We start from the raw sequence: 22,099 nt of genomic DNA, 5'->3' as shown, positions 1-22,099 counted from the left end.
TGTGCGAGCCTACATATCCTTCATCGGCATCGCCGCATTGCCCGGCGCGGGATCGGGTGCCGGCGCGGTCTGGTTGCCGGCCCCGGCGCGCATCGCGTCATGGTCCATCGCCTGACGGTGATGCCGCTCCATCTCGGCCTGGTTGCTCATCGCGTCCATCGGCGCCGCGTCTGCAGCGTTGCCGCTGTCGGTCAGGACCGGGGTGGCGGCGACGCTGTTCGCCGCGGGCGGCACCGTCTGGTCGGCCTGGCGGTCGCAGCCCGAAAGCGCGAGCGCCAGCAACAGGCTTCCGCCGACAAGTGGAAGGGCTTTCTTCGCATGGTCGATCATGGCTTTGCTCCTTGGCTTGAAAACTGTGTCCGGGCGCCATCCCTGGCGTCCGGACCGGCTCATTGCGCGCTGCGCAGAATCCGGAGACACCGGTCGTGCGAGAGGTTCATCGGGTTGCGCCCCTGCCCCTTCATCTCGCCATGATCATGCGGCGTCTGGAGACCCATATTGCCCTCCATCGCCCGGCAACTCTCGACCTGCGCCGAGGTCGGCCGCGTGGTCACACAGGCGCCTAGAAGCAGCGCCGGCGTGAGGACGGCGATCAAACGCATTTTCTTCATGACAAAACCCCTTTCGCTCGTGGTGATCGTTCGTCCTGCGCTGCCTGATGTTTCTTGTTATGCTGCTGGTCTTTCCGCCGCGCCGTCAGGAAGGCGAGGATCGGGCAATCGGAGACCGGCACTTCGCCCGGGCATTCGTCGGCGAGCATCCGCAGCATGTCGCGGATATCCGACAGGCGCTCGAGCCGGGCTTCGGCGTCCGCGATCTTGGCAAGCGTGATATCGAGCACGGCCTGGGCATGCGCGGTGTCCGACGCCCTGAGCGCCAGCAGCTGCCGGGCCTGTTCGAGTGTGAAACCAAGCTCCTGCGCCGAGCGGATGAAATTGACGCGCTCGAGGTCGGTCGCGTCGTAGAGCCTGTAGCCCGCTGCCGTGCGCGCGGGCTCGCGCAGCAGGCCCATCCGCTCATAATAGCGGATCGTATCCCGCCCCACGCCTGCGGCCGCGGCCAGTTCGCCGATCTTGAAATTGCCCATGTCATCCGCTCGATCATGCCGGTAGGACCATGGTCCAGGGTCAAGCGGTTTCGCCTCGATCCCGAACGGTCCGTTGCCGCCGGCAACCCGCTGCCCCGATGCCTCGCATCAGGGCAGCGTGTGCCGCCGGGCCACCGGCGCGTCAGTTCTTGCGAAGCTCGACGATGTCGTGCTTGGCAGGCGTACCGTCGGCGACGGACACATGCGCGAAGTGATCATCGAAGATATGATCGATCGTCACATGGCCGACGAGCTGGCGGTGATAGGTCGGCGCCACGCCCTTGGGCGGACCCGGATGGGTCACGACGCGATAGACCTCGAGCTTCTGGCCGACCTCGGCGCCATCGGCCTTGCCGATGCAGACGACCGTGCCGTTGCTGCCCGTGTCGACGATCGAGCCGCGCATGAACAAGCTGTGCCCGATGCCCTGGGCCATAGCGGGGACGGCAGCAAGCATCGAAATGCCGGCAAGCCCGACCATGAGAGTTTTTCTGACCATATTCACCTCCTTGGATGGTAAGCCACCGCCCGGACCTGCCGGGGGGAAGAGCGTCTCTTCAGGCTTGGGACTACGGTCCCGGGTCCAGCCTCGATATACGTAGAGGCCGCAGCCGGTCTTCTTCCCCGGGCCAGATCTTTATTGACGCGGAGTTGACGGAATCAGCCGTCAGCACTTCAAAACCCGCGCGGCGCGAGACTTTGGTTGGCTGCGCCAGCGAAACCCGCTAGATATCGAGGCTCGTGAAACGCCTGCTCGCCCTTCTGCTCGTCATCGGAGCGCTGTCCGGTCTCTTCGGAGCCCAGATGGCGGCCGCGCACAGCGTGCCGCAGGCGGCAGGCGCGCCGCTGGCCAAGGGCATGGATGCAGACTGCATGGCAATGATGGCCAAGCAGCAGCCTGCGCCCAGCGAAAAGCCCTGCAAGGGCCTGACGCTCGATTGCATCGCCGCGATGGGGTGCGTGATCCCGCTGGTCGCAGCGGACCTGGCAGGCGGCGTTGCGCCTGCGCGTCTCTACGACGCGCCCAGCTTCTGGACGACCGACACGATATTGACCGGCAAGGCGGTTGCGCCCGAGCCGGATCCTCCCACCAGCCTTGCCTGATTGAACGAGCACGGGCTGCGCGCATCGATCGATGCGTGCGCGCCCGGTTTCCTTCTTTTCAGTCAAAGGTTTTCGTGATGATCAAACTGCTTCCGGCCGCCCTTGTGGCGGCCCTCAGTCTCGCCGCGCCTGCGCTTGCAACCGACGCGAGCCGCACGCCGCAAGGCCATTGGGAATGGCGGTCGGCGCCGCAATATGGTCCGCGGGCGACTGGCCCTGCGCGTGTCCGCATATGGGTGCCCGACAGCCGGGACATGGCCAGCTGCGATTGCGCGATGATGCAGGCAAGCGCCGCCGACTGCATGCGCGGCGCAGTCAGGTCGGACAAGGGCTAAACCCGCTCCGGAGCGGCGCGTCACATCTTGGCGCGCCGCCTCTGTCATGAGGGGATGATATCCATGATCATGATGCCGAGGCGCGCTGTGCGACGCCTGTTGCTCTCTATCGGTGCGACGCTTGCGAGCGCCTGGGCCGTGCCGGTGTCGGCCGGCCCGCTCACCTACGAGCAGGCAGTGAGGCTCGCTGCCGCCAACGCGCCAAGCCTCAAGGCGCGCGCGGCGGCGACAGCCGGCGCCCGCTCTTCGGCGGTCGCGGCCGATCGCCTGCCCGATCCGACGCTCGACCTGGGCCTGCAGAACTTCCCGGTGAGCGGCCCCAATGCCGGCAGCTTCACGCGCGACGATTTCACTATGGCGACGATCGGGTTCAGCCAGACCTTCCCCAATCTCGCCAAGCGCCATGCACGCGCCGCGCGCGCCGCGGCCGATATCGGTATCGCCGAGGCGGGCGAGCTGGTCGAAGGCCGCAACGTGCGGCTCGAGACCGCCCTCGCCTGGGTCGATCTCTATTATGGAGAACGCCGGCTCCGGCAGCTCGACCTGCTCGATGCCAGCCTCGACGACCTGCAGAAGACCGTGACCGCACGCCTGGCGTCGGGCAGCGCGCGCCCGAGCCAGGCGCTCGAGCCCGACCAGCTCCGCGCCGCCATCGCCGATCGCCGCGCCGAGATGGCTGCGGTGGTGGCGCAGGCGCGGGCCCGGCTCGCGCGCTATACCGGCGACCCCGACCCGCAGGCGACGGGCGACCCGCCGATGCTCGATGTCGATCCGATCCGGCTGCGGGCCGGGATCGATGCGCTTCCCGCCCTGCGCGCGCAGGACGCGCGGATCGCAGTCGCCGAAGCGGACGTGCGTCTCGCGCGCGCCGACAAGCGCCCCGACTGGAAGGTCGGCGTCACCTATGGCCGGCGCGATCCCATGTACGGCGACATGGCCTCGGTCGGCGTGTCGATCGACCTGCCGCTGTTCGCCGGCAAGCGCCAGAACCCCAGGATCGCTGCAAGCGAGAGCCTTGCGCAAGGGGGTCGGTTCGACCGCGAGGCGATCCGCCGCGAGCTGGTGGCGCAGCTCGACGCCGATCTCGCAGACCATGCCATGCATCTCTCCCGGTTGCGCAATGCCCGCGAGACGCTGGTGCCACTCGCCAGGCACCGCGCCGACCTCGACCGCGACAGCTATGGCGCCGGCAAGCTCGACCTTGGCGCCGCGCTGCTCACGACGCTCGGGCTCGCGGAGGCCGAGGTCGAGGCGCTCAACCGCGAAGCCGACGTCGCGCGCGACGCGGTCCGCATCACTATCACCTATGGGGAGGAGCGGCCATGACGCTCGATAAATCCGCGCTGCGCTGGGGCGCATCGATCCTGGCTGTCGCGCTGCTGGCCGGCGGCACAGGCTATTGGGCTGGCCATCGCCAGGCACCGCAATCGGAGGCGACCACGCCCGCCGGGGCAGGCAAAGTCCTTTACTGGTACGATCCGATGTTCCCCAACCAGAAGTTCGACAAGCCCGGCAAGTCGCCCTTCATGGATATGCAGCTCGTGCCGCGATACGCGGACGGAGGAAGCGCCGGCGCGGCCCCCACGGTCGCCGTCGATCCCGCCGCGCGGCAGAGCCTGGGATTGCGGGTCGTCGCGGCGAAGATGGGCAGCCTTGCCTCGGCCCTCGAGGTCACCGGCACGATCGACTTCAACCAGCGCGACGTCGCCGTCATCCAGGCGCGTTCGGGCGGGTTCGTGAGCCGCGTCTATGCGCGAGCGCCCGGGGACGTGGTCCGCGCCGGCGCGCCGATCGCGGACCTGCTCCTGCCCGAATGGGGCGGCGCGCAGACCGAATATCTGAGCGTCAGGCGGCTCGGCAAGCCCGACCTCACCGCGGCCGCGCGCCAGCGACTGCGGCTGATGGGCATGTCCGACGGCCTCATCGCCAGCGTCGAGCGGAGCGGACGCCCGAACGGCGTGGTGACGATCACGACGCCGATCTCGGGCACGATCCAGACGCTCGACGCCCGTGCCGGCGTGACGCTCGCCATGGGCCAGACGCTCGCCCAGGTAAGCGGGCTCGGCACCGTCTGGCTCAATGCCGCGGTGCCCGAAGCGCGCGCGGGCGATGTCCGGGTCGGCCAGAATGCCAGCACCACGCTGGCGGGCTTCCCCGGCGAGCGCTTCGCCGGCCGGGTGATCGCGATCCTGCCGACCACGCAGGCCGACAGCCGCACGCTCACCGTGCGGATCGAGCTGCCCAACCGGGACGGCCGGTTGCGGCCGGGCATGTTCGCCAGCGTCGCGCTTGGCGGCGATGCCAAGCCGGCGCTGCTGGTGCCGAGCGAAGCGGTGATCCGCACGGGCAGGCGCACGCTCGTCATGCTGGCCGCAGGCGACGGGCGCTATCATCCCGCCGAGGTCCGCATCGGCCGCGAGGCAGGCGGCGAGACCGAGATCCTTGCCGGCCTGTCGCCCGGCGAGAACGTCGTCGTCTCGGGGCAGTTCCTGATCGATTCCGAGGCGAGCCTGTCGGGAATCGAGGCGCGGCCGATCGGCGGCGGTGCGGCATCGGCGACCATCGCCGCGCCGGCGTCGAAAGCCACGCTGTACGAGACGACGGGCAAGATCGAGCGGATCACGGCCAATTCGGTGACGCTCAGCCACGAGCCCGTTCCCGCGCTCGACTGGCCGGCGATGACGATGACCTTCGCGCTCGCCAATCCGGGCATCGCGCGCGGCTTCAAGGCGGGTGACCGGGTCCGGTTCGGGTTCGACCGGCCCCCGGCGGGACCGACGCTGCGGCATATGGCGAAGGTGGCGGGCCAGTGATCGCCCATCTCATCCGCTGGTCGGTGAGGAACCGCTTCTTCGTCGTGCTCGGCATGCTCGCGCTGGTCGGCGCGGGCCTGTGGGCGGTGCGCTCGACCCCGATCGACGCGCTGCCCGATCTTTCCGACGTGCAGGTCGTGATCCGCACTTCCTATCCGGGTCAGGCGCCGCAGATCGTCGAGAACCAGATCACCTATCCGCTCACCACCACCATGCTGTCGGTGCCCGGCGCCAAGACGGTGCGCGGCTATTCCTTCTTCGGCGACAGCTTCGTCTATGTGATCTTCGAGGACGGCACCGATCTCTACTGGGCGCGCAGCCGCGTGCTCGAATATCTCAACCAGGTCCAGGGTCGGTTGCCGGCCAGCGCCCGCAGCGCGCTCGGGCCGGACGCGACCGGGGTCGGCTGGGTCTATGAATATGCGCTGGTCGACCGCACCGGCCGGCACGATCTCTCGCAGCTTCGCGGGTTGCAGGACTGGTTCCTGCGCTACGAGCTGAAGACCGTGACCGGTGTGGCCGAAGTCGCCAGCATCGGCGGCATGGTCAAGCAGTACCAGGTGCTGCTCGATCCGGTGAAGCTCGCGGCCTACGGCGTAACCCACGCCCAGGCAGTGCAGGCGATCAGCCAAGCCAATCAGGAAGCCGGCGGCTCGGTGCTGGAAATGGCCGAGGCCGAATATATGGTCCGCGCCTCGGGCTATCTGAAAACGCTCGACGATTTCCGGGCAATCCCGCTCAAGACTGCGGCGGGCGGCGTGCCCGTCCGGCTCGGCGATGTCGCCACGATCCAGGTCGGCCCCGAGATGCGGCGCGGCATCGCCGAACTGAACGGCGAAGGCGAGGTCGCCGGCGGCGTCGTTATTCTTCGGTCAGGCAAGAACGCCCGTGAGACCATCGCGGCGGTCAAGGACAAGCTCGCCGATCTCAGGAAAAGCCTGCCGCCGGGCGTCGAGGTGGTCACGGTCTATGACCGCTCGCAGCTGATCGATCGCGCGGTCGAGAACCTCACCCGCAAGCTGGTCGAGGAGTTCATCGTCGTCGCATTGGTCTGCGCCCTGTTCCTCTGGCACGTCCGCTCGGCGCTGGTCGCGATCCTGACCTTGCCGCTCGGTGTGCTGGCCGCGTTCGTCGTAATGCGGTTCCAGGGGGTGAACGCCAACATCATGTCGCTGGGCGGCATCGCCATCGCCATCGGCGCGATGGTGGATGCGGCGGTCGTCATGATCGAGAACGCCCACAAGAGGATCGAACGCTGGGAGCAGGATCACCCGGACAGACATCTCGATGGCGAGATGCGCTGGATCGTCGTCACCGAGGCGGCGGCCGAGGTCGGGCCGGCGCTGTTCTTCAGCCTGCTGATCATCACGCTGTCGTTCATTCCGGTCTTCACCCTGGAGGCGCAGGAAGGCCGGCTGTTCGCGCCGCTCGCCTTCACCAAGACCTATGCGATGGGCGCGGCCGCGATCCTGTCGGTGACCCTGGTGCCGATCCTGATGGGCTGGCTGATCCGGGGCCGCATTCCGGCCGAGCAGGCCAATCCGGTCAATCGCTGGCTCACCAATATCTACCGGCCCGCGATCGACTGGACGATGAAGCGGCCCAAGGCAGTGCTGCTGATCGCGGCTCTGGTGTTCGCCACCACGGCCTGGCCGCTCAGCCGGCTCGGCGGCGAGTTCATGCCCAATCTCGACGAGGGCGACCTGCTCTACATGCCCTCGGCGCTGCCGGGCCTCTCGGCCGCCAAGGCGAGTGAGCTGCTCCAGCAGACCGACCGCCTGATCAAGACCGTGCCCGAAGTCGAAAGCGTGTTCGGCAAGGCCGGCCGCGCCGAGACCGCGACCGATCCCGCGCCGCTCGAAATGTTCGAGACGACGATCCAATTCAAGCCCCGCGACCAGTGGCGGTCGGGCATGACGCCCGAACGCCTTGTCGACGAGCTCGATCGCCGGGTGAAGCTTCCGGGTCTCGCCAATATCTGGGTGCCGCCGATCCGCAACCGCATCGACATGCTCGCGACGGGCATCAAGAGCCCGATCGGGGTCAAGGTGTCGGGCAGTGACCTCGCCGAGCTCGACCGCATCGCGCATGATGTCGAGACCGTGGCCAGGAGCGTGCCCGGCGTCAGCTCGGCGCTCGCCGAGCGGCTGACCGGCGGACGCTATGTCGATGTCGACATAGACCGCGCCGCCGCCGCGCGGTTCGGGCTCAACATCGCCGACGTCCAGGCCATCGTCTCCGGCGCGATCGGCGGCGAGACGATCGGCGAGACGGTCGAGGGCCTCGCCCGCTACCCGATCAGCGTGCGCTATCCGCGCGAATTGCGCGACAGCCTCGACGGGCTGCGGGGGCTACCGATCCTGACGCCCGCGGGCCAGCAGATCACCCTCGGCACGGTCGCCAATGTCACGATCGCCGAAGGGCCGCCGATGCTCAAGACCGAGAATGCCCGGCCCTCGACCTGGGTCTATGTCGATGTGCGCGGGCGCGATCTCGCCTCGGTGGTTGGCGATCTGCAACGCGCGGTGGCGAGACAGGTTCGGCTCTCGCCGGGGGTCAGCATCGCCTATTCGGGCCAGTTCGAATATCTCGAGCGCGCAGTCGACCGGTTGAAGCTGGTCGTGCCCGCGACGCTGCTGATCATCTTCGTGCTGCTCTACCTGATCTTCGGCCGCTTCGACGAGGCTGCGCTGATCATGGGCACGCTGCCGTTCGCGCTGACCGGCGGCATCTGGACGCTCTATCTGCTGGGGTTCAACCAGTCGGTTGCCACCGGGGTCGGGTTCATCGCGCTCGCCGGCATCTCCGCCGAGTTCGGGGTGGTGATGCTGATCTATCTCAAGAACGCGCTGGCGGAGCACACCGCAAATCCGGACGCCGCCGAAGTCGAGGCCGCCGTGCGCGAAGGCGCGCTGCTGCGCGTCCGTCCCAAGGCGATGACGGTGGCGGTGATCCTGGCCGGCCTGCTGCCGATCCTGCTGGGATCAGGCGCGGGTTCGGAGGTCATGAGCCGGATTGCCGCGCCGATGATCGGCGGCATGCTGACCGCGCCCTTGCTCTCAATGTTCGTCCTGCCCGCCGCCTATCTGCTGTTGCGCCGGCCCAAGACCGATCCCATCCCTCAACCCGTTTCATCATGAAGGAGAAGACGATGAACCATGCACGACTGACCATTGCCCTCGGCCTCGCCGCCCTGACTGCCGCGTGCGGCAAGAAGGCGGAGGCCCCCGTTGCGACTGAGACCAACGAGGCGCCGCCCGCCGCGACCATGAGCGGCGACATGGGCAACATGTCGATGGCGCCTGACGCGAACGCCGCGATCAAGGCCAAGGGCCATGGCACCGTCACCGCGATCGACAAGGCGGCAGGCACGATCACGCTCGATCATGGTCCGATCCCGGAGGCCAAGTGGCCCGCGATGACGATGGCGTTCAAGGCCGCGCCGTCGATCACCGATGCGGTCAAGGTCGGCGACAAGGTCGATTTCGACCTCTCGCTCAAGGGCAGCGATGGCGAGGTCACCGCGATCGCAAAGCAGTGATCCGCTAAGTTCGACCGGAAAAAGCTGGTTGCGTCGCCGCTCCCGGGCGGCGACGCCCGTGCCGGCCGTCTGCCTGGCTGTGCGCCCGGTCGACGGTTGCGACCGGCAACGCCCAATGCCAGCGGCGTTTCCCTGCGCGATCACCGACAATTTGAGCACGCTTCGCGGATCGCACATTGAACGTGCAAGCCGCCCTTGCTCGCGATAGCCTGAACGGCAAGGAGCCCAGTTTAGATGACCCAGCCAGTATGACCTTGTTACCCGCGACACATCATGATCTCGTGAGCGAGCTTGTCCGTCGTTGGCGAGACGATCCCGGCGCCACCTATCGCTCCTGGTTTCTGTGGGACGAACGGCTGAAAAACTTCCGCTCCATCCGTCGCGGGCTGCAGCAGGTGGTCGCAGAAATCGAAAGTGGGCGGTTCGGCGTCGCCTATCGCGGCTCGTCACTGGAAACGGTTGTCCACTCGATCGCCGAACAGCGGCAGATCTTCAAGGGCGCCGACCATGCCTGGCTGTGGAAGCCCAAGCTGCGCATTCCAGACATCTACGAAAGCCCGGACAACCAGCGGGCGTTCGGTCGCCTGCTCGACAATTGCTCGTGCTGCGATACCGCCGAGGAGATCATCAGCCACATCCGCAGCATAGACGCGCTCAAGATCAAGGGGCTGGGGCCGGCGGCGGCCAACCTGCTCTATTTCCTTCACCCGACGCTGGTGCCGCCCTTCAATACCGCGATCGTCAAGGGCTACAATGCCGTCACCGGCGCCAAGGTGAAGCTCGGGTCATGGGATCATTTTCTCGCCATGCGCGCCGGCATCCTCGACCTCAACGACCGTTACCGCGAGTTGCTCTCCAACGATCTCGGCGCGATCGGCGGACTGTTGTTCGACATTGGCTCGGGCCGCTATCCCGCGCCACCGCTGGAGGATGACGCAACGGCGGCCGACGACTGGCTCGGCAGATTGGAACATGCCAGAGCGGAGGCAAGCCGGCTCGACAAGACAGCCGCCGCGCAGGGCGAAACCGATCGCACGCACGCCGAAATCCAGGCCTGGCTGCGCGACCTCGGCCATGCCCTCGGTTACGATGTGTGGATCGCCGCCAATGACCGCGGTCGACTTCACGCTGGCTGCCCGCTTGGACAGGGATGCCTCGAGCGCCTTCCAGACGCCATTGCGACCTCTCCCGGAGCGGACTCGATCCGCCTCATCGACGTGTTGTGGCTGGCGAAGGGTGGCGACGGCGTCGCCGCCGCGTTCGAGGTTGAACATTCGACCTCGATCTACTCGGGGATCGTGCGCATGCTCGATCTGGCGCTGTCGGGGAGCGATCTGCACGCTGCCGCCGGGCTATTCCTGGTCGCACCGAATGCGCGCGAGCAGGACGTTCGCGCGCAACTCCGTCGCCCGGCTTTCAGCCGTATTGCCGATCTCGACTTCGCCTATCTGCCCTATGGCGAGCTGGAGAGAAACAGGGACGCGATCGCTCGTTTTGGAACGGGATTGAAGGCCATCAAGGCGATCTCAAGCCCCCTTCCCTGAAAGGGGGCGTTTGCGGGAGGGGGCGGAATCCTACGCCAAGCTCGCCCAGATAGCCGGCGCGAGATCTTACTTGTTGCTGCCTTCTACGGTCGCGCCAGAAAGGCGACGGCTCAGTTCTATCCGGTGATGGCTACGCATTTTGAAGGTGTCTGGCCCAACGCGCCGATACTCAATGAAGCCGAGAGAACGCCAAAATCGCTCTGCCGCTTCATTCGCTTCCAGCACGGCCAACCGAATCTCTGTGGCACCTCTCGCAGCGGCCCAGCTTTCGACCGTCGAGTAAATTGAGCGTCCGACGCCACGACCACGCTGTGCGGCATCTACGATCATGAAGCCGAGATACCATGTGCCATCACGCGGATAATCGCGGAGGATGGCCGCGATTGCATATAGGCCGCCAGGCCCCTTCCATCCCAGGACAGCTTGATTGTGGGCGCTCTTTTCGGGCGGCACATCGGAGAAAAGCTCGCGAGCATCGTCCAGCGTGGGCGCGGCCCCGTCCTGCAACAGGAAATAGTCGCTGCAACGGTTGTACAGGTCTGCAACGTCTGCGGCGTCCGCTTGGGTAAGTTTGATCGGGGCTCCCGTCATCATCATCGCGTTTTGGCAGCAAGCACGCGCTGACCGTAATCCCGGAGTTCCCCGTTGGGACCGACATAGCGGTAGAGAGTGACGCGCTCGATCCCGAGTTCCTTGCAGAGGTCGGAAACGGACGTGTCGCGTTGGGCCATAGCAGCCTGAGCGAGCCGCACCTGGGCCTTGGAGAGGGCGAACTTGCGGCCACCCTTGCGTCCCCGCGCGCGGGCAGCGGCCAGGCCAGCCATGGTGCGCTCGCGGATCATATCCCGCTCAAACTCCGCCAGTGTGGCAAAAATGCCGAACACCATCCGGCCCGATGGCGTCGTGGTGTCGATCTGCGCGCCCTTGCCGGTGAGCACCCGCAGACCGATACCGCGATCCGACAGATTCTGCACCGTGCTGACCAGGTGGGTGAGCGTTCGGCCGAGCCGGTCGAGCTTCCAAACGATGAGGACATCGCCGTCGCGCAACGATTTCAGGCAGGCGGCAAGACCGGGGCGATCATCACGGCTACCGGATGCACGATCATCATAGATATTGCCTGGCTCGACACCGGCAGCGCGAAGGGCATCGTGCTGCAGGTCGAGCGACTGCGAGCCGTCGGCTTTGGACACGCGGGCGTAGCCGATCAGCATGGATCACAAACGAAGGTTTGAGGCGGTGACGAACATGAGCACATAAGATTGGGCTATTGTGTATCTTAACCAGCATCTCAATCAAGCTATCTCAAACCGTAGCTCGGAAAGAATAAGGAGCATGTATGCCGCGTCGCGTGACCCTGACCGATCGACAGCGCGAGGCGCTGCTTCACTTGCCGGTCGATCAAGGTGAGCTGCTGCGGCACTATACCCTCAGCGATGAGGATCTCGGGCATATCCGCCAGCGCCGGCGCGCCCACAATCGTTTTGGCTTCGCGCTGCAACTGTGCGTCCTGCGCTACCCGGGCCGGGTGCTCGCTCCTGGCGAGTTGATCCCGGCGCAGGTATCGGATTTCATCGCGGCCCAGCTCGGCCTGACCAGCGACGATCTACTCCTCTATGCCGCGCGCGAGGAGACCCGGCACGAGCATCTGGCGGACCTTCGCCGAATCTACGGCTATCGCTCCTTTTCGGGGCGGGGCGCACGGGATTTGCGCGAATGGATCGCTCGGGAAGCCGAGGCGGCGACATCGAATGAGGATCTTGCCCGTCGCTTCGTTGCGGAGTGTCGCCGCACCCGCACGATCCTTCCCGGCTCCTCGACGATCGAGCGCCTTTGCGCCGATGCGCTGGTTGAGGCCGAGCGCCGGATCGAGGATCTTATCGCCCATCGCATCACGCCAACCCTGAGCGAGAATTTGGCTCACCTGTTGGAGGATACGGTGGATGGTCGCGTCACGCGCTTCGTATGGCTGCGACAGTTCGAGGTTGGCGCAAATTCAGCAGCCGCTAACCGGCTGATGGATCGACTGGAATATCTTCAAAGGTTCGATCTTCCGGCGGATTTGCTGGACGGCGTGCCGGCGCATCGTGTGACCCGGCTTCGCCGGCAGGGCGAGCGCTATTACGCCGACGGCATGCGTGATCTGCCCGAAGACAGGCGGCTTGCGATCCTCGCTGTCTGCACCCTGGAATGGCGGTCATCGCTGGCCGATGTCATCGTGGAGACCCACGATCGCATCGTAGGCCGTCTCTATCGGGCCTCCGAACGCCTTTGCAACACCAGGATCGCCGACGAAAAGGCGGCCGTTCGGGACACGCTGAAGTCCTTTGCCGAAATCGGTGGTGCTTTGCTTGGAGCGCAGGACGATGGCACGGCCCTGGACGGGATAATCGCCACCGGGCCTGGCTGGGAACGGTTCAGAACCCTTGTCGGCGTCACCTCAAGGTTTGTTCGCCAGACAACGATTTCTCGGACATAAGCGGAACATGGGCTACGCTACACGCTTCAACCGCGCCATTGGCTCGTTGAGTGGGTGGAATTCACCTGCTGGAAGTCGCCTGGCCTGCTCCCAGAGGTAATCGCCGGTCAGACTGATGTGCGCCCAGCCCATCGGAGAAAGGTGCGCAAGCAGTGCCGCATCGAACGTCGTGCCGACAGCGTTGAGGTGCTGGGCGGCCCGGTCGAGATAGACCGTGTTCCAGTAGGAAATCGCCGCAATCAGCAGGTTCAGCCCAGATGCGCGAAATTCCTGATTTTCCAGCGAGCGATCGGTGAACCGACCCTGCCGGTTGGTATAGATGGCGGCGGCAAGCGTGTGCCTCGCCTCGCCTTTGTTGAGACCGGCCTGACAGGCACGTCGCAGTTCCGGTTGTTCAAGCCAATCGAGCGTGAACAAAGTGCGCTCGATACGGCCCAGTTCAGCCAATGCAAAATCCAGCCTGTTCTGGCGTTTGTAGGCGGCAAGTTTTCGCAAGATTACTGACGGCGCCACCGTGCCATCCTTGATTGAGGCGACAATCCTGACGATGTCATCCCAATCGGCCTCGATCGCTGCCGTTTTGATGGTGCGGCCCATCAGACTTTCGATGCCCTTGTATGTCGATGGCGCAGCGATCGAACCCAGCTTGCGGTCGCCAATATCGCGCAGCCGTGGCGCGAAGCGGAACCCGAGTAGGTGGCAGAGTGCGAAAACATGATCGGTGGCGCCGCCGGTATCGGTATAGTGCTCATGCAACGGAAGGTTGCCGGCGCCCAGGACAAGCCCGTCGAGCACGTAAGGCGCTTCACCTGCCGTCGCGGACATGATCCGTGATCCGAATGATGCGAAGTGATCGGAAAGGTGAGAATAGATTTTCACGCCAGGTTCGGCGCCATATTTGGCATTGACGTCCGCCGCCCCTGAACGGCTCCGCCCCGACCGGAAGAACTGGCCATCGGACGACGAACTGGTGCCAGCGCCCCAATGCCGCGCGAAGGGTAATTCGTGATGGGCTGAGATGATCATGGCCAGCGCGGCCTGATAGTTCTCGGGTGAAAGATACCAGTTGTGGGTCCATGCGAGTTGGGCATAGCTGACGCCTTCGCTGGCATTGGCCATCCGCTCCAGCCCGAGGTTGGTGCCATCAGCCAGAATTGCGGCGAGTACCGTGCTGGGGTTGTCGTGCTCCTTGCCTGAGCGCAGGTCACGGAATGCGTTCAAAAAACCAGTGCGTTCGGCGACTTCAAGCAGCAGCTCGGTGATGCGCACGCGGGGAAGCAGGGTATCGAGCTTGCGATCGAGGGCTTCAGCTTCCGGTGGGGTGACAGGCGGCATTTGCTGAAGCTTGAGCCGGTCTCGTTCGAGCGACACTCCCTCAAGCTTGTTTGTTTTCAACTGCTTGGCAAATCGGCGCAGCCGCCAGTCAAGATTTCGTGCCCGGTCAGCGAGGTAGGATGCAGCATTTGAATCGAACGGAAGCACATCCGCCACTTTGGCGGCGTCGCGCCGACCCAGCAAATAGGCATCGAAGCGCTGATAGTTGCGGGTTCCCTCGATCCATACATCACCGGCGCGCAAACGATCACGCAAGGTTGCCATGATCGCAATTTCATAACGTCGGCGGTCGATACGGCCGCTTTCGGTGATGAGACGCTTCCACTGCCGATTGGGGAATGGCAGTGGAACGCCATCGGGAAGGTCGCGCGACTTTCGTGTGTTCGCATCGCGAATGACATCGATGGCTTTGATCAGTGCCGTCCCTGTTCCAGACGCCTTGAAGGTGAAGGCGTCCAGAAATGCCGGGCTGAAACGCCGTAGCGTGGCGTAACGCTCGGTTGCCGTTACCAGTGCGTCCTCGCCGGCAAGATCAGCAAGGGCATCTACTTGGGCCTTTGCCGCAACAAGCCGGTGCCAGCCCACCGCTTCGTCAATCAATTCGAGCGGATCGCCGCCATTCTGGACAGCCTCATCAAGTGCTGTAATCGTGGCGCCAAACAGCCGCATGAGTTGCCCCACCGACTGAATACTATCTTGGTAGCGACGCTCGCGCCCACGCCGCGCGCGCGTGAACATGCCGCCGATAAGTCGGTCAAACATTTGGATCGCGGCATCGGCAAGTCTGGCCTCAAGGTCGATCACTGCGGCCGTCAACGTCGCCCGCCTGCGATTGACGCTGTAATCCGAAAGCAGGAATGCCGGTGCCACGCCGCCCTCGCGGACAAATTGGGCAAAGCGGAATTCCGGAATGGCGCCCCCAACTACCGGGTGGATACCTATGCCGCGAACATAGCGCAGGCGCTCAAGCAAGCCATTGATATTGGCCGCAGTCGGGGCTTCTTCGAAATTACGCAACCACGCCAGCGGTGTCATGCCGAAATCCGGGTTGTTGATTACGAGTTCGTCTAGCCGTGTCAGTTCAGCAGAGCTGAGGCCTTCGACGATTGCGGCTGCGCCAGCTTTGCGTGCGCGTGCCCGGCCAGCAAGACCGGCGCGTTCCAGTGTGTCGCCTGACGGAAGAATGAACCGCTCACCCTTCAGGCCAACCATGAGGGCGCGAACAATCGGTTCACCTCTGTCTGTATACTCGGCGGCTTGCGCGGCAAGATTCAGGGCAAGTGCCAGGTCGCCGCGTCGAAACGGGCGTATGCCAAGATAACGCGCCACGAGATCGGCATGATCGGTACGGGTTTGCGCGCGCTGACCATATGCAGAGAAGGAGGAAGGATCGACGAATAACTGTGCCGCGAGGTACTGAAGAATGACGTCGGGAAGCCCGATCTCGGGTTGCAGACCAAAGCCGGGATGTCGCATCAAAGCGATTTGTGCAGCCAGACCGAGGCGATTTGCTGGACCATAGCGGCGCCCAACCAATTCAACATCTTCCGCAGAAAGGGTATAATGCCCAATGATCGCGGTTTCTTGGACAGGAGGATCGAACAGGCGCCGGCGCTCGTCTCCGGTCAGAAGTCGGCGTCGTGCCATTTTGCTCTCCCGCTGAGGCGAATAACAAAATTGACACCAAAGCGGCTTGCACTGGAGGGAGGCCATTCGTTGCCGGTTGATCCCCGAGCAATCACCCGGCGCAGCAAGACAGTTTGGCGACATCCTTATCAAACGTTTGGGCCGCCAGTTTGAGGCCTTCCACAGTGGTCAGGTAAGGAAATATCGTTGCACCCAATTCCAGGGTGGTCATGCCGTGTTTGATCGCCAGCACCAGTGTCTGGATCGAATCCGCGCCTTCGGGTGCCATGATCTGGCCGCCCAGCAAACGGTCGTTCGCCTTGTCGGCAATCAGTTTGATGAGACCCCGCGTATCGCGTGCTGCCAGTGCCCTTGGCACAGCATCGAGCGGGAGCAGCGAAACCTTGATGTCCAGGCCTTGCGCCCGTGCTGTCGTTTCAGTGAGGCCGGCGCTGGCGACTTGCGGGTCGGTGAAGACGACGGATGGCATGGAGGAATTGTCGTAGCGGTATTGGTTGCCCGTCACCGCGTTGCGCGCGGCCAGTTTTGCGCCATAGGCGGCCATGTAGACGAACTGGTCCCGTCCCGTTACATCGCCCGCCGCGTAAATGCCTGGAACCGACGTTTCGAGGTGGTCATCGACGACGATTCCACCATTACGGGCAAGCACTATGCCGCGCTCCTCCAGCCCAAGCCCGTCGCTATTGGGTCGGCGTCCGGTGGCGATGAGCACCTGTTCCGCCGCGACGGTGTCACAATGCCCCTCGCAGGTCAATTCGACCCCGCTCTGTGTTTGGGCGATACGCTGATAGCCGACACCTGCGCAAACCCGCACGCCCTCGGCTTCCAAATAGTTTTTCAGCGCGGCACTCACTTCCGGGTCCATTTCGGGGAGCAGGCGGCTTCGGCAGCAGATGGTGACATCAACGCCCAGACGCGAAAACATCTGTCCCAGTTCTACCCCGATCACCCCGCCACCGATCACCAGCAGCGATTTGGGCAAGCGATCCAGCGCCAGCGCCGATGTGCTGGTTAGGTAGGGCACGCTGTCCATCCCCGGAATCGGCGGCACGGCGGCGTGCGCACCCATCGCCAATATGACCTTGCCGACCTTCATAGGCGCATCGCCGACAATCAGCGCACCATCGGCAAAGCGTGCCTTGCCCTCGATATAGCTCACACCGTCATAGGCGGGCAGCAGATCGACATATTTTTTTTGGCGCAGCGTCGTGACAAGATCGTCCTTCGACGCCGCCAATACGGACCAGTCATCCATCTGGACAGCGCCCCCAAGGCCGGGAAAGCGCGCGGCGGCAAGCCCACCATGCACCGCTTCGGCGGCGCGGATCAGCGTCTTGGAAGGAACGCAGCCAACATTGACACAGGTGCCGCCAATCGTGCCGTGACCGACGAGCGCCACTTTCGCGCCCAGATCGGCAGCGGCGATCGCGGCGGAGAACCCGGCAGAACCCGCGCCGATGACGGCCACGTCAAATCCTTCCTGCCCGGGGCGGTTGCAACAGTCGTTCATTGCTTATCGCTTTCTTGAGGCGCTGGCGGCGCCCCGCTCAGTTTTGAATAGCGCGCGCCGGATAACCCGCGTTGGTTGATGCAGCGGCAATCGCAGCAGCATTGGTGCGGCGCGGGTTATAGGTTGCGCGCGCGGTCTTGGCTGCGAAATCGACCGTGACCGCCGTTACCCCGGCGACGCCTTCCATCGCCTTCTTCACGGTGATCGGGCAGGTGGCGCAGGTCATGTTCTCTATGGCAAAGGTGGTTTGCTTCTGAGCGGTTGCGGTAGCCGCGGGGCGATCTTGCGCCGTGCCACTAACTGCATAGGCGACCCCGCCGCCAGCCATAGCCAGCACGGCCATAGCGATACATACTGTCTTTTTCATGGGTATTTCCTTTCAATAGAACCAGGGTGCCCACCAGTCGATGGTGAGCGCCAGGATGGCGACGGCAAGGCCCAGCCACAGCACCGCCTTGGTGGTCCAAGCCGATTGTGGACGAGCGCAGTAGGAACCGTCTTCACAGGGCGGTTTCGGCTTGAAATAGACATGCCAGAAGCCGTAGCCGAGCAGCGCGAGCGTTACGCCTGCGACATAGGGCTTGTAAGGTTCGAGCGCCGTCAGGTTGGCGATCCACGCGCCGGAAATTCCGAGCATAACCAACAGTAGCGGGACGACGCAGCAAGCCGAGGCGAGCCCCGCGCCGATCAATGCGCCCGCCGCAACCCAGTTTGCCTGCTTCGGCTCGTGGTTTTCGGTGAGGGCTGGCTGTCCCGCTTCCGGCGTTGAGACCATGGCTTGAATCCCTTGTTCCAACTGAGTGATTCGCAGTGTAGGCTCTGTAGCCACTACAGACTCAAGAGGTATTTTCATGGAGCAACAGGTCGGCATCTTGCGTGCCCAGCTTGCCCGGAAAACAGGCTGCAATCTCGAAACCATCCGCTATTACGAGAAGGTGGGATTGCTGCCGGGGCCGCCTCGCAGTTCCAACGGCTACCGCGTCTATTCGCCGGAACTGGTGCAAAGGTTGCAGTTCATCCTGCGCGCGCGCGACCTTGGCTATGCAATGGATGAGATACGGTCATTGTTGTCGCTCACCGATACCGGTGCACAAACCTGCGCGGAGGTTATGGCGAGAACCGAACTCCACCTTGAAGATGTCCGCCGCCGCATTGCAGATTTGCAGAAGATAGAGGTGACGCTGGCGACCACGTTAGCCAGATGCACTGGAGATGACGTTGCCGAATGTCCCATCCTGGAAGCACTCCAGTTTTTACCCCATCAAGGCAATTGACGCCATCTTTGAGGGATTTGATTTTGTGATGTCAGCTTGGAGTATAGCCTAACCGGACGTCAGGGCGCTACCGCGGTTTCTGTCAGATTAGGGTACTAAACGGAATTTGTTGACGAATGTCGTTGCGTATCATAGATTTCAACCTGACATTTTGATGGAGAGAGTGCGCAGTGAAGGGGCAACGGATCGGCTATGTCCGGGTCAGCACGTTCGATCAGAATGTGGATCGCCAATTGGAAGGTCAGTCGCTCGATCGGACCTTCACCGACAAGGCATCGGGCAAGGACGTCAACCGCCCCCAGCTTGAGGCTCTGCTCACTTTCGCCCGCGAAGGCGATACCGTCGTCGTCCACAGCATGGATCGGTTGGCCCGCAATCTGGATGACCTGCGCAAGCTGGTCCAGGGCCTCACCAAGCGAGGTATCCGGATCGAGTTTGAGAAGGAAAGCCTGTCCTTCTCGGGGGAGGACTCCCCGATGGCCAATCTGATGCTCTCGGTCATGGGTGCGTTTGCTGAGTTCGAGCGCGCCCTGATCCGCGAACGGCAACGCGAAGGCATTGCGATCGCTCGGCAGCGCGGCGCCTATCGGGGGCGGAAACGGTCGCTCTCGGATGAGATGATTGCCGATCTGCACCGCCGCGTTGCCGCCGGTGAACGCAAGGCGACCATCGCGCGCGACATGGGCATCAGCCGCGAAACCCTCTACCAGTACCTTCGCGCCGCTGCCTGACACCAATGTTCACATTATGTCCGGAAAATCGTTGTTCAGCGTACAAAGCTTGAGGTGACGCCTTGTCGCCACGGCCTCCGCGCTGACCAACGTGCTCGCGGCCGACCCGCTCAGCCGTGTGCTGGACGGCTATCACCGTTTCCGCCTCTACGCGCCCAGGATGCTGCGCCTGCTCGACATGCAGGCGGCGCCGATCGCCACGCCTCTTCTGGCGGCCGTTGCGATGCTGCGTAACGGGATCAAGGTCGATCCGCCGGTGGATTTTCTACGTCCCAACTCGAAATGGCATCGTCATCTTCGCGCTGAGCCCAGCGGCGACCACCGGCTTTGGGAAATCGCGGTGCTGTTCCACATCCGCGACGCCTTCCGGTCCGGTGACATATGGTTGGCGGGATCGCGCCGCTATGGCGACCTCAAGCAGCTTCTGGTCCCGCCACAGGCGATAGAGCAGACCGCGCGGCTCGCCGTGCCGCTGCGACCCGGCGAAGGGCTGGCCGAGCGCAGGGCTCGACTGGATACACGGCTGAAGGAGTTTGGCCGCGCGGCGCGAACCGGCACGATCCCAGGCGGCATCATCGAGAACGGCAAGCTGCACATCGACAAGCTGAGGGCCGACACGCCCGAAGGGGCCGAGGATCTCGTGCTCGATCTCTATCAACAGCTCCCGCCCGCGAGGATCACCGATCTGTTGCTGGAAGTCGATGAGCGAACCGGATTTTCCGAGGCGTTCACGCATCTGCGCACCGGCGCGCCCTGCAGCGACCGGATCGGCCTGATGAACGTGTTGCTGGCGGAAGGCGTCAATCTCGGTTTGCGCAAGATGGCGGCGGCGACCAACACGCACAGCTTCTGGGAATTGCTGCGGATCGCGCGCTGGCATGTCGAAGGCAGCGCCTATGATCGGGCGCTCGCCATGATCGTGGAGGCCCACGCCGCCCTGCCCATGGCCGCCTTCTGGGGACAAGGGCAATCGGCATCCAGCGACGGGCAGTTCTTCCTTGCTACCGAGCAGGGCGAGGCGATGAATCTGATCAACGCGAAATATGGCAACGTCCCGGGCCTCAAGGGATACAGCCATGTGTCCGATCAATATGCGCCGTTCGCAACCCAGGTGATCCCGGCAACGGTCAGCGAGGCTCCCTATATCCTGGACGGGCTGCTCATGAATGACGCGGGCCGCCGCGTTCGCCAGCATTTTGCCGACACGGGCGGCTTCACCGATCATGTGTTCGCCGCCTGCGCCTTGCTCGGCTACAGGTTCGCCCCCCGTATCCGCGATCTCCCTCAGAAAAGACTCTATGCCTTCACGCCCAACGCGACGCCGGCCAATGTGCGAGCGCTGGTCGGAGGTAAGATCAATGAACCGCTCATCGAGCGCAACTGGCCCGACATCCTGCGCATCATGGCGACGATCGCAGCGGGGATCGTCGCCCCCAGCCAGATTCTTCGCAAGCTCGCCTCTTACCCGCGCCAGAATGAGCTGGCCCTCGCATTGCGAGAGGTGGGCCGCATCGAGCGAACCCTGTTCATGATCGACTGGATTCTTGATGCCGGCCTCCAGCGCCAGGCTCAGATCGGCCTCAACAAGGGTGAGGCCCACCACGCCCTAAAGCGCGCCATCAGCTTCCACCGCCGAGGTGAAATCCGGGATCGATCCGGCGAAGGCCAGCACTATCGCATCGCCGGAATGAACCTGCTCGCCGCCATCATCATATTCTGGAACACCATGAAGCTCGGCGAGGTCGTCAATACCCGGGCCGCCAGCGGTACCCATATCGCGCCTGATCTACTCGCCCACGTCTCGCCGTTGGGATGGGAACACATCAATCTAACCGGGGAATATCGCTGGCCCAAATCCTTAGCGTAGGATTCCGCCCCCTCCCGCAAACGCCCCCTACGATTGAGAAGCGCGGCGGAATCTCTTAGATTGATCGCTGGAGGCTTTGTTCGCGGAGACGCGCACATTGCCTTCTTTTCGTTTTAGGAAGCGCTGCCCTAAGCGACAGAAGCCAGAGCTTTGACAATGCGGCATTCCGCGATGGAGCCGACCATGTATCTTGATCCTATCGGTGCAGACACGCGATGATGGCGGTCACGACGGCGGTGGTTTCCGCGACGTCGCGCACCCTCACTGTGTCGAGGCCGATTTCAGCAGCGGGATAGTCATTCCCACCGGGGAATATCGCATCCCCAATGAACAGCATCCCGTCGAGCGGGACACCGCTCTCGGCACTCAGGCGCTTCAGGCCATAGCCCTTGTCGATCCCTGCTCTGGTCACGTCGATCGATGTCGTGCCACCGAGATTGATCGAGAGCTCCGGCAGCTTCGCGCGCAACGTGGCCTGCAACGCGGTCCTCTTCTTTCGGTCAGGATCCCACGCTTCCTTTTCCTTCAGCGGCGCTGCCTGCCCCAGGCCCGAAAAGGTGATCTGGCTGCCCCGGTCCTCGATCCGTTCGCCCCAGATACGTTCGTCGGCGAGACCGGCATCGGTCAGCGCCTGATCGAAGGCCGTGCGGATCTTCGCCTTCTCCGCGTCGTCGAACAGTTCGGCATAGACCGCGCGCCAAGCGCCATTGATGAACCGATAGAGTTTCGTGCCTGTGGTCGGCATCAACCAGAGACGGTCGAGCGCGACGCCGGCAGGAAGGCGCGAGGCGATCTGCTTTTCGAACTGCGGCCAGTCCCCGCCCGAGATCAC

20 protein-coding genes and 2 pseudogenes are annotated in these 22,099 nt (G+C 64.0%); 11 read left to right on the top strand and 11 right to left on the bottom strand.

Annotated features, from left to right (window positions below; translation table 11 throughout):
• Positions 1 to 9 precede the first annotated feature (9 nt).
• From BV95_RS04485 to BV95_RS04470, 4 genes are all read right to left on the bottom strand, one after another.
• Complete coding sequence (locus BV95_RS04485; RefSeq protein ID WP_007406382.1) at positions 10 to 330, bottom strand: hypothetical protein; 321 nt, start codon at positions 328 to 330, stop codon at positions 10 to 12.
• A gap of 59 nt (positions 331 to 389) precedes the next feature.
• Positions 390 to 611, bottom strand: coding sequence for a hypothetical protein (locus BV95_RS04480; protein ID WP_007406426.1), 222 nt, complete (start codon positions 609 to 611; stop codon positions 390 to 392).
• Positions 608 to 1,087 carry a heavy metal-responsive transcriptional regulator gene (locus tag BV95_RS04475; protein WP_007406417.1) on the bottom strand — a complete coding sequence of 160 codons (480 nt, stop codon included), beginning with the start codon at positions 1,085 to 1,087 and terminating at the stop codon, positions 608 to 610. The genes BV95_RS04480 and BV95_RS04475 overlap by 4 nt, the downstream gene beginning before the upstream one ends.
• Before the next feature lie 142 nt (positions 1,088 to 1,229).
• Complete coding sequence (locus BV95_RS04470; RefSeq protein ID WP_037447968.1) at positions 1,230 to 1,568, bottom strand: hypothetical protein; 339 nt, start codon at positions 1,566 to 1,568, stop codon at positions 1,230 to 1,232.
• 260 nt (positions 1,569 to 1,828) lie between these two features.
• Here BV95_RS04470 and BV95_RS04465 point away from each other — a divergent pair, with 260 nt between their 5' ends.
• From BV95_RS04465 to BV95_RS04435, 7 genes are all read left to right on the top strand, one after another.
• Positions 1,829 to 2,191 carry a hypothetical protein gene (locus tag BV95_RS04465; RefSeq protein WP_007406428.1) on the top strand — a complete coding sequence of 121 codons (363 nt, stop codon included), beginning with the start codon at positions 1,829 to 1,831 and terminating at the stop codon, positions 2,189 to 2,191.
• Between the two features lie 77 nt (positions 2,192 to 2,268).
• Positions 2,269 to 2,526, top strand: a complete 258-nt coding sequence (locus BV95_RS04460; RefSeq protein ID WP_007683334.1) for a hypothetical protein — start codon at positions 2,269 to 2,271, stop codon at positions 2,524 to 2,526.
• A gap of 63 nt (positions 2,527 to 2,589) precedes the next feature.
• On the top strand, positions 2,590 to 3,852 hold the full coding sequence (locus tag BV95_RS04455) for a TolC family protein (protein ID WP_037447966.1): 1,263 nt from the start codon (positions 2,590 to 2,592) through the stop codon (positions 3,850 to 3,852).
• Entirely contained in the window at positions 3,849 to 5,339 is a 1,491-nt protein-coding gene (locus tag BV95_RS04450; protein ID WP_007406384.1) for an efflux RND transporter periplasmic adaptor subunit, read from the top strand. Before BV95_RS04455 ends, BV95_RS04450 begins: the two co-directional genes overlap by 4 nt.
• Positions 5,336 to 8,479: an efflux RND transporter permease subunit gene (locus BV95_RS04445; protein WP_016746446.1), complete on the top strand. Its 3,144-nt coding sequence runs from the start codon at positions 5,336 to 5,338 to the stop codon at positions 8,477 to 8,479. Before BV95_RS04450 ends, BV95_RS04445 begins: the two co-directional genes overlap by 4 nt.
• A complete protein-coding gene (locus BV95_RS04440) occupies positions 8,476 to 8,880 on the top strand; it encodes a copper-binding protein (RefSeq protein WP_037447963.1) in 405 nt (134 codons plus the stop codon). Before BV95_RS04445 ends, BV95_RS04440 begins: the two co-directional genes overlap by 4 nt.
• Positions 8,881 to 9,161: 281 nt before the next feature.
• Complete coding sequence (locus BV95_RS04435; RefSeq protein WP_007683327.1) at positions 9,162 to 10,424, top strand: hypothetical protein; 1,263 nt, start codon at positions 9,162 to 9,164, stop codon at positions 10,422 to 10,424.
• 66 nt (positions 10,425 to 10,490) lie between these two features.
• Here BV95_RS04435 and BV95_RS04430 read toward each other — a convergent pair whose 3' ends face one another.
• Together BV95_RS04430 and BV95_RS04425 are read right to left on the bottom strand one after the other, a co-directional pair.
• Positions 10,491 to 11,021 (bottom strand): GNAT family N-acetyltransferase, encoded by a 531-nt coding sequence (locus BV95_RS04430; RefSeq protein WP_037447962.1) that lies wholly within the window; start codon positions 11,019 to 11,021, stop codon positions 10,491 to 10,493.
• The gene (locus BV95_RS04425; RefSeq protein WP_008832583.1) at positions 11,018 to 11,638 is read right to left on the bottom strand and encodes a recombinase family protein; all 621 of its coding nucleotides are present in this window, start codon (positions 11,636 to 11,638) and stop codon (positions 11,018 to 11,020) included. The genes BV95_RS04430 and BV95_RS04425 overlap by 4 nt, the downstream gene beginning before the upstream one ends.
• Positions 11,639 to 11,763: 125 nt before the next feature.
• Here BV95_RS04425 and BV95_RS04420 point away from each other — a divergent pair.
• Positions 11,764 to 12,870, top strand: a pseudogene (locus tag BV95_RS04420) (DUF4158 domain-containing protein); the annotation flags it as partial.
• 45 nt (positions 12,871 to 12,915) lie between these two features.
• Here BV95_RS04420 and BV95_RS04415 read toward each other — a convergent pair.
• The 4 genes from BV95_RS04415 to BV95_RS04400 all read right to left on the bottom strand — a co-directional run bounded on the left by BV95_RS04415 (position 12,916) and on the right by BV95_RS04400 (position 18,170).
• On the bottom strand, positions 12,916 to 15,885 hold the full coding sequence (locus BV95_RS04415) for a Tn3 family transposase (RefSeq protein WP_037447961.1): 2,970 nt from the start codon (positions 15,883 to 15,885) through the stop codon (positions 12,916 to 12,918).
• A gap of 91 nt (positions 15,886 to 15,976) precedes the next feature.
• On the bottom strand, positions 15,977 to 17,353 hold the full coding sequence (gene merA / locus BV95_RS04410) for a mercury(II) reductase (RefSeq protein ID WP_021222959.1): 1,377 nt from the start codon (positions 17,351 to 17,353) through the stop codon (positions 15,977 to 15,979).
• Between the two features lie 79 nt (positions 17,354 to 17,432).
• Complete coding sequence (locus tag BV95_RS22970; RefSeq protein ID WP_004213249.1) at positions 17,433 to 17,762, bottom strand: heavy-metal-associated domain-containing protein; 330 nt, start codon at positions 17,760 to 17,762, stop codon at positions 17,433 to 17,435.
• A 12-nt stretch (positions 17,763 to 17,774) separates the two neighbouring features.
• Entirely contained in the window at positions 17,775 to 18,170 is a 396-nt protein-coding gene (locus BV95_RS04400) for a mercuric transporter MerT family protein (RefSeq protein WP_014072602.1), read from the bottom strand.
• 76 nt (positions 18,171 to 18,246) lie between these two features.
• Here BV95_RS04400 and BV95_RS04395 point away from each other — a divergent pair, with 76 nt between their 5' ends.
• From BV95_RS04395 to BV95_RS04385, 3 genes and pseudogenes are all read left to right on the top strand, one after another.
• On the top strand, positions 18,247 to 18,669 hold the full coding sequence (locus BV95_RS04395; RefSeq protein ID WP_014072603.1) for a MerR family transcriptional regulator: 423 nt from the start codon (positions 18,247 to 18,249) through the stop codon (positions 18,667 to 18,669).
• A gap of 170 nt (positions 18,670 to 18,839) precedes the next feature.
• The gene (locus BV95_RS04390) at positions 18,840 to 19,400 is read left to right on the top strand and encodes a recombinase family protein (protein ID WP_004213255.1); all 561 of its coding nucleotides are present in this window, start codon (positions 18,840 to 18,842) and stop codon (positions 19,398 to 19,400) included.
• A 61-nt stretch (positions 19,401 to 19,461) separates the two neighbouring features.
• Positions 19,462 to 21,267, top strand: a pseudogene (locus tag BV95_RS04385) (Tn3 family transposase); the annotation flags it as partial.
• A gap of 196 nt (positions 21,268 to 21,463) precedes the next feature.
• On the opposite strand, the gene BV95_RS04380 reads toward BV95_RS04385, so the two are convergent.
• Positions 21,464 to 22,099, bottom strand: a 636-nt coding sequence (locus BV95_RS04380) for an HAD-IIB family hydrolase (protein ID WP_037447959.1), incomplete at its 5' end; no start/stop codon positions are given.

This window comes from Sphingobium chlorophenolicum (genome assembly GCF_000722875.1).
Taxonomy (GTDB): Bacteria; Pseudomonadota; Alphaproteobacteria; order Sphingomonadales; family Sphingomonadaceae; genus Sphingobium; species Sphingobium chlorophenolicum.
The sequence above is the reverse complement of the archived record's forward strand: the minus strand, read 5'-3'. Positions and strand labels throughout refer to the sequence as shown.